The sequence below is a fragment of the Microcoleus sp. S28C3 genome (assembly GCF_036700785.1).
Lineage (GTDB): Bacteria > Cyanobacteriota > Cyanobacteriia > Cyanobacteriales > Microcoleaceae > Microcoleus > Microcoleus asticus.
This window is the reverse complement of the sequence record NZ_JAUBPO010000183.1, coordinates 1-7,995: the sequence shown is the minus strand read 5'-3', so window position 1 is coordinate 7,995 and position 7,995 is coordinate 1. Positions and strand designations below refer to the sequence as shown.

Sequence of the window (7,995 nt, the reverse complement as noted above, 5' to 3'; positions counted from 1 at the left end):
TGTTCCATGTCATTTAATTTACCAGATTTTGAACACCATTTTTTGCGTTCACTCTCCTACCCCCCCTGAACGGTTACGAAATAACATAGGATAGAGAACAGAGAGATGAATAATTCCCATGCTACCGGATTGGATCTAACCATCATTCAGTTTTTCGACTAAGAGTTAAGAGTTAAGAGTTAACAGTCAACAGTCAACAGTCAACCCGCCCTATTAGATATCACGGCAAAATGCTGGGGCCGCGAGCGTTTAGCCGGTCGAAAACGTATCGAGAAATTGCTGGAAATGCTGTTTCGTCCTTGGCATAAGCCGGATCGTCTGCGAAAACAACTAAGATATAAATCGCGCGATCGTCTAAAGTTCTAACAAATGCCGCTTCGCTGCGGGATTTGGAGGTATAGCCTACTTTGGAACCAAAATAAATATTAGTTGGTAAAGATTCGCCGAGAAATCCTTGTATCGAATTGCTAGGGTCATTTTTCCAGGCCTTGGGGTCTAAGTCTCTAGTCAGCAAGTAAGCCATTTTGCGGCTGGCGACGCTAGAAACCGCTTGTCTAGTATAGATTTCATATATTAATCTGGCGGCTTGGTCGGTAGTTACTTGATTGCGAATCGGCTGAGAAGCATCGCCCCGCAATTGCAAGTCGCGACCGATTGGCCCTTCTTGTCTTAAATAGTATATGGGATAATTTTTGGTGCTTATACGAAGATCATTGTAGCCTGCTGACTGGAAAAATGTGTTAATTTGAGTGCGCTTTTTCAGCCATGTTTGCAACTCTTCTCCTGCGAGCCGTCCGCCGGATTTTGTATCTGTGATTTTGTCTAAAAGCCTGCTGGCAGCATCGTTGTTGGAGATGCGAATCATTTGCTCTAGGTCGTTTTTAAAGGCAGATTCTCTTTGCGTAATGAGGCCTTTTTCTATGGCTGCGTAAAACGCTGCCATCCAAAATAATTTGGCAACGCTAGCGGGAAATCGGAGAGTTTGATTTTGATATCCGGCAAAGGTGTGACTTTGGGAATTGCTGACATCAAATAAGCTAATTGATAGCCGTTCGGCAGGCAGTCCTTTGCTGGTTGCAATCTTCACAGCTTCATCAACAATCCCTTGCAATTCTTGAGAGTAAACTGGATTGGGAGGTGTTTTGATATTGTAGCTAAAGGTAGGCTCGCTTTGACGATCGGCTAAATTTTCCGATGTTTGAATTGTCGGTGGCGATAGTGGTTCTTGAGGCGAGATGACCTGTTGAGGCAAAATGACTGGCGGTTCAGGGGGACGGCGAATTCTGAACGGTATTGTGATAATCCAACCGATCGCGATCGCCCCGGCAATTAAGCACAGGATGTTACGGTATTTTAAGCGAGAAAATTTCGTCCTCACTCGGCGACGAGATGGCACTGGGCCTTCGCTGCTTTGGCGTCGGCGTCCGACTGGGCGCTGGCTGCTTTGGCGTCGTCGGGATTGGATTAGACCTGTTGCATGAATTTTTGCTCGCTCGGTCAACCGCAGATACCAGGCAGATGAACGCAGATTAACCCAGAGAATTTCAAGAATTGAGAGCGACTTTTGCAAGAGGTCTATGGGGCGTCGGGTCTGGATTGGGCGACGAGATGGGACTCGGCGCTCGGTGCTTTGGCGTCGGGACTGGACTGGACGCTCGCTGCTTTGGCGTCGGGACTCGATTGGGCGTTGGGGCCCGATGGGGCGGCGTCGGCGTTCTACTTGCATTACAGTTTTGTGCTATCAAACTCGCACGATCAGTTTATAATAGGGCGGCATCTAAATGACAAGTGTATCGATCTAGTCCGCTGTTGCCAATTTTATCTGTCTACTAGGCTGATTGAGACTTCGAGTAATTGTAAAATTTTCAGGATAGCACTGAGTTGAAGCAAAATCCTTTGAAAAACATGAGAAATTTTTGGCGTCTGGCTGTTTTGGGATGTGCGATCGTCGGCGTGAATAATTCTTTGATACCTGATGTTTGGGCATTTCAGTCTCAATCTGCTACGGAATATGTTGTCGATAGACAAACAGCAGGACAGGGCGCGGATGTAGCGTTTTCCTTGACGGGAGAAAGCAAAAATCTGGAAATAACAAACAAGCAAACTGTTTCCAGTTTTCCGAGTATGTTGTGGGACTTCAACAATTTAGCGGAAATTTCCTATTCCGAATTGCTGGAAGTGCTGGCGAGACGACCAGACTCAAATAATACGGAGAGAGAAACTGCTGCACAACCCGAAGACATAGCACGTTTTGAAAAGGTTGTACAGTATGCAAAACGACAAAATTTGCACGATCGACCGATCGGAGAAATCGTTCAGGCGATCGCGGATAATTTCCTAGGAAAGCCCTACGCCGAGGGTTTGCTGGACAAATCCGGCGAAGAAAAGTTGATTGTAACTTTAAATAAATTTGATTGCGTTTTGTTTGTAGAAACCGTTTTGGCGATCGCCAGGGGCGTAGCAGTACAAGATTACGACTATCAAAATTTTGTAAATCGCATAGAAGAACAGCGGTATTTAAACGGTAAAATCAACGGTTATTGTAGCAGATTGCATTATTTTTCCGAATGGATTAACGACAATCAAAAACGGCAAACAGTGGAAAATATCACCGCTGAATTAGGCGGAGTGCCCATGAAGAAAACACTAAATTTCATGAGCCAGCACCGCAGCAGTTACCCGCAAATGGTCAAAGACGAAGCAACTTATCAGTGCATTGTCAGCCAAGAAGCAGACTTAGCCAAAACTACTGTTAATTACATCCCGACAAATAGGATAAAAAGTGTTTATTCTCAGTTAAAACCGGGGGATATTGTAGCGGTAGCCACGGAGGTTAAAGGATTGGATGTCACCCACACGGGTTTAGTCTACCGCAATGCTGACGGCAATATGGGTTTAATTCACGCTTCGCCGGCTGGCGAGGTGACAGTTGCTTACGACTTGCAGAAATATATTAGGAGAGGCGAAAGTGCGATCGGCATTGTAGTCGCTAGGGCGAAAACACCTTATTAAATTAGTTTGTACTTCTAGGGTGCATCAGCTTGCATTATTTTAGCTGCAAATTCAAAACTTCTGTGCTGACGAACCCTACACACTCTGTTGTGGGGTGGGCTTCTAGCCCGCCCGGAATATACAAATTAAATGCACAACAGTTTATTGAACAATTTCGCTGCGAGATACCTTACTATTTCTAGCAGGATTTGGCGTTAATTCCGGCGGCGAAACTTGAACACTTCCCCACTCATTCAAAAAGCTTTTCAGCAAAACCTCTTGCTGAGTGCGAAATGTCTCGACATTTGCCCCGCGATTCATAATCACAAACCACACTGTTTCTTGTTTTTGAGTTGGCAGCGCTCCGCCCAAAGCGCTAACATTATCCAATGTGCCAGATTTGATTACTGCTAATTTGGGAAGCGGCCGTTCTGACAGTATTCCTTTATCTTTCCCAACTACAGTTAAGACATCAGCAACTGTCATGCTGTAAGGTTGAAGATAGCGTTCTAAAGCTATAAACAACGCGCAAGCAGCCCGGGGAGAAATGAGATTTTCTTCGCTCAATCCCGAACCGTTGACGAGTTTAATTTCTGCGGGAGGAACTCCGGTTGCTGCTGCTGCTTTTTCCGCGACTGTTTTAGCACCGCCGACAGTATCAGCTAGCATATCTGCCATGAGATTGTTGCTGTACTGATTCATTTTTTTGATCAGTTCGGCGAGGGGTAAAGAATAATGTTTTACTAAAGGCTGAACGCCGTTGGGAGGTGCTGGCAAAACTTTTACAGTACCCTCAATTTCTATTTGGGGTTTCGGCGTATTTGGAGGTAGTGTTTGATACTGGGCGGCGGCTTCGCTGGGCCAGATTTGACTGTTCAATCCTTGTTTGAGCAATTCTCCAGATTTGAGGGGATCAAGTTCAAAATTCATGTAAAACTTATCGACAATTATCAAACTGCCAGTGACTCGCTTGATGCCTTTTTGATTTAAGGCGTTACCGAGGGCGATCGCCTCTTCCCAAACAAACAACGGATCGGCGCTTCCCTGAACAATTAAATCGCCTTTTAATACGCCGTTTTCAATTTTTCCTGTTGTACCAATTAAGGTAATAAATTGATGTTCCGGCCCGAATTCTTGCAGCGCTACCAGAGATGTTGCTACTTTGGTAATAGAAGCGGCTGACAGAGGAACTGTACCTTGATGATTGGCTAACAAAGTATTGCCAGATTGCATCCAGATCCCTTGGTCTTCTTTGGCAAAACCTTGTGCTGTCAACCCGTTGAGATATTGCTGGATTTTGGTATTTGTGGGGGTTTCTGGATTGTTAACAGAAATTATTAAGGGCTGAGGCTGACTTGGTTTAACCGGCGGCGGGGAAGATTCAGCTACAGGAGAGGGAGATGCAAGTTGGGGCGATTCAGTAGCTGCGCAGCCGGCAATAATTGTGAGAAGGGCGATCGAACTCGCAGCAGTCAAGTAGCGGTTTTTCAGCATTACTTTAATTTTTTTCATCAAATGTACGATCGTCTGTTCGGCACGCCCGATGGAAAGTTTAGCATTAGCCCGCGCGTTTTGGAGCATCCGCATCTGCGTTACCACAATTGCGAACCGCTGACATTAGCTATCTTCTTCTCCATCTTTCTTCGCGCCAACCACGAAAACGCGCCGCTTCGCGTTACGCGTTTTCGTGGTTGGTTAAATAGATATTGCTTAAAGACTGCGAAATTTTATACCAATAGTCCGGACTGTTTTAGTTCGTAGTCTGAAACCCTCGATTTTCCGTTGGTAGCTCGATTGCCTTGGAGCCTTGAAACCCTTATTCTACGGTTTGCAATCAAAAACTGTCCGAAGTATTGTTATACCAGTTCCCAAAAATAATGCAACTCTAGACCAGCGATCCAAACCCTTATCTTATAAGCCATTCCCCAATCTAAAATCTAAAATCTAAAATCTAAAATCGTACGATCTTCAGCGCCTGGGGTGAAGGCCCCAGGCCGATCGCTCTGACAAATTTTCGATAAACTGGTTTATCCAGCCATACTCCCTATACTCAGCGGCACCATTTCCCCGTGCATCGTCAGGCCTAATAACATCGGCCCGCCCGGTCGAATCAACTCTCCTGTAAGCGCGCAGCGTTCCTCCTGCTGCGCTGTGGCATTAATGCTGGCTCGAATATCCGATCGAGAAAACATCTGCCGATACTCTCCAGACTTCTGCTGCACGTAATTCCAGAGCAAATCTCGAATCAAAGCTTGATAGCCTTGATTGCCCGCGAGCTCTTTAAGTCTCTCCTTGAGTTCTCTTTCGAGTCGAATGCTGGTGACTTCCATTTCGGTGGTTGAGGTTCTAGGTAGGGTATGCATAATTTTTTCTCCGTGACGGGTGGACATATGTGTAATATCAGTGTAGTATGTTTACAGCTAGATTGAAAGCCTCTTAACCACCTTCTGCCTACAGTGAAATTTCTCCCCACCTACTCCACCTATCAACTGAAGTGCGATCGCCCCACGGGTCGCTCCGAGTCGTTACGGCACGTCTTTAGCACGGGTTTTGCGACTGTTTCAGCGACTTCGTGGGCGGGCCAGGGCATAAATAAACACGGTTATAGTGGATTAGGACAAATTGCAGAAATTAATTACAACGAGGTAGACCGGCACGGTCTGCAAGTGGCACAGCCACATCGAGATACGCGAAGCGGGAGGTACAGCTAAACGACTGTACCAAGACAGGATGAAAATTTGCATGAAAGCAGTTTTTCTAGCCCCCGCTTCTAAGTAAGAGAAGCGGGGGCATTTGATTTGATATTTGAAAAATTCGATCGGCTTGGGGAACTGGCAAAAAACCAGATGTAGCCAATGCTGATGAAGCACCCAAAATTCAAAATCCCAAATCTAAAATCCCAAATCTAAAATCCCAAATTGACGAGGAGGAGCAAGCCGTGAACGTAGTAACTGATGTATTGAGGCAATCTGTGGTGGTGTTTTCTCAGAATTACCTACCGATGAGCCGTGTCAACATCAAACGGGCGATCGTACTGTTAGTAACAGGCAAGGCTGAACCTCTGGATTTTAGCATTGGCAACGGCTGGCTGGTACGATCGCCCAGCAGCAGCATCCACGTACCCGAACAAATCCGCTTGACTTTTGGCAACAGGGAACGCCTGTGGAAAGTGCCCCCGGTCAATCGCCGGGAAGTTCTGCGCCGCGACGCTCATTCTTGCCAATACTGCGGTAGCAACCGGCATTTGACGCTAGATCACGTGATGCCTCGATCGAAGGGCGGCCCGCATACTTGGGACAACGTGGTGACTGCTTGCGAACGGTGCAACTCCCGTAAGGGCGATCGAACTCCCGTAGAAGCTGGAATGTCTCTGCGAACTAAGCCGAAGGCCCCCATACACCCCACTGTTGCTTTTGCCGAACTGTTTTGGCACGAATACCAAATTGGGGAATAGGGAATGGGAAGAATTTTAGATTTTAGATTTTAGATTTTAGATTTTAAATTGATGCGTAATTCTCATCTAAAATCTGCCCTAAATCCCAATTCCAAATTCCCGATTACCAATTTTCAATTACCAATTTTCAACTTTCAATTTCAAATTTAGGGCTGTCAATATGCTGAAGTTGACTTACACTGAAACGGGCTTTAACCTCGAGCGTTTGGCTCAATCTCCCGAACAGTTAGTGGCGCTGCGAGTTGTGCTGGCTATGCGAGTTGGTCAAAGCATCAGCGTCGAACCGAGCACTGCGGCATTTTTGCTGCCGGCGAATTTGTCGGCGCTGTCTCTGTTGGAATCTGAGGCCCGCCGAGACGACAACGATGCGATCGCCCTTTGTGTTGCTGATGCTGACTTTGTAGAAGTGACTCTGCGCGGTACGTGGATTTCTGACGCGTCTGAGGGGGCTGACGGCGTGTTTGCGACTGTGTTGGGCGATCGGGCGGAGTTCTTGCTGCTCAAACTCTGGCTCGAAACTCTGGCTGCTGCGGAGGTTGTCGGGGAAGTCGGTGATTAATATCGGATGTGGAAGGAAGAGGGAACAAGCAAGAGGGAACAAGCAAGAAGGAAATATTTTCGGCGTTGCATAATGGTGCTATAAAGGGAGGTCAAACCTGATGCAATGTCCTGAATGCTGTTCCCAAGACATCTGTAAGAACGGTAAGATCCAAGGTAAACACTCATCACATTTGTGCAGATTGCGGTCGTCAGTTTATGGATGTTGAAACAACATCTTAAGTTTAATAGTGTTCCCGTTCCCTATTCAATTAATCATTACGAGCGAGTGAGATGAAGATATATAGCTATCCTAAATCATTTGTGAATTTCTTACTCCCTCCCCTTAGTAAGGGGAGGGCTGGGGTGGGGTAAAAAATTTACGGCTCATTTAGGATTGCTCTATCGCGCTTATCATACCTTAATCCAGCAACGCCAAAAAACGTTGTAGGTGACGGCGGCGACTATTTTGTAAGATGGTTAATGGCAGGGTTGCAGCTAATCATTCTCTTCTAACTTGTTGCTGTGATTGTAACAACTTGTGCGAGCATCTGAAGCGTAAATAGCTGTTGTGAGTAGAGATATTTTTCGAGGATGTTGTGATAGAATGAGGGTAGCATATTATCACTTGGGGTCTTGTGGTATTAACGAGACCTTTCGTTTTTATCACATTTTTATCACAACTAAGCACTTTTTACTCTATTGAGATTATTTAGTCTGTCAGCCCAAATTTATGAAGTTATCCCAAGCGCTAAAACATTAGCCTGTAATGGTTTGGCGCGATTGTCGCCCCTGAACTGGATTTTACGCCCGACGATGCTACCGGATTTGATATGAGCTGGTTTTCGCTTCCTACTCCAGCAAGTTTTCCTTTTTTGATAGTTCTACTGCCCGATTTAGAGTGAGCGATAGCTTCTGCCAAAGTCTTGATACTTCCGTCAACAGTCCGGACAGTTTTTTGGGGTGAGTGGCGAGGAAAGCTATCCAAGGCTTAAAGTACAGTCATACATAAA

The 7,995-nt window shown here is 45.9% G+C and carries 7 protein-coding genes; 4 read left to right on the top strand and 3 right to left on the bottom strand.

The window, feature by feature from the left end:
• Positions 1-220: 220 nt before the first annotated feature.
• Positions 221-1,396: a serine hydrolase gene (locus QUA13_RS30640; protein ID WP_333204628.1), complete on the bottom strand. Its 1,176-nt coding sequence runs from the start codon at positions 1,394-1,396 to the stop codon at positions 221-223.
• 509 nt (positions 1,397-1,905) lie between these two features.
• Between QUA13_RS30640 and QUA13_RS30635 the strand changes: the two genes are divergently transcribed.
• Positions 1,906-3,012, top strand: coding sequence for an N-acetylmuramoyl-L-alanine amidase-like domain-containing protein (locus tag QUA13_RS30635; RefSeq protein ID WP_333204626.1), 1,107 nt, complete (start codon positions 1,906-1,908; stop codon positions 3,010-3,012).
• Positions 3,013-3,153: 141 nt separating this feature from the next.
• Here QUA13_RS30635 and QUA13_RS30630 read toward each other — a convergent pair whose 3' ends face one another.
• Together QUA13_RS30630 and QUA13_RS30625 are read right to left on the bottom strand one after the other, a co-directional pair.
• Positions 3,154-4,485 (bottom strand): D-alanyl-D-alanine carboxypeptidase, encoded by a 1,332-nt coding sequence (locus QUA13_RS30630; protein WP_333204630.1) that lies wholly within the window; start codon positions 4,483-4,485, stop codon positions 3,154-3,156.
• 533 nt (positions 4,486-5,018) lie between these two features.
• Positions 5,019-5,354: a ribbon-helix-helix domain-containing protein gene (locus tag QUA13_RS30625; protein ID WP_039886507.1), complete on the bottom strand. Its 336-nt coding sequence runs from the start codon at positions 5,352-5,354 to the stop codon at positions 5,019-5,021.
• A gap of 93 nt (positions 5,355-5,447) precedes the next feature.
• Here QUA13_RS30625 and QUA13_RS30620 point away from each other — a divergent pair, with 93 nt between their 5' ends.
• The 3 genes from QUA13_RS30620 to QUA13_RS30610 all read left to right on the top strand — a co-directional run bounded on the left by QUA13_RS30620 (position 5,448) and on the right by QUA13_RS30610 (position 7,004).
• Positions 5,448-5,702, top strand: coding sequence for a hypothetical protein (locus QUA13_RS30620; RefSeq protein ID WP_333204624.1), 255 nt, complete (start codon positions 5,448-5,450; stop codon positions 5,700-5,702).
• 227 nt (positions 5,703-5,929) lie between these two features.
• Complete coding sequence (locus QUA13_RS30615; RefSeq protein WP_333190207.1) at positions 5,930-6,445, top strand: HNH endonuclease; 516 nt, start codon at positions 5,930-5,932, stop codon at positions 6,443-6,445.
• Between the two features lie 160 nt (positions 6,446-6,605).
• Positions 6,606-7,004: an alr0857 family protein gene (locus QUA13_RS30610; protein WP_333204622.1), complete on the top strand. Its 399-nt coding sequence runs from the start codon at positions 6,606-6,608 to the stop codon at positions 7,002-7,004.
• Positions 7,005-7,995: the final 991 nt, after the last annotated feature.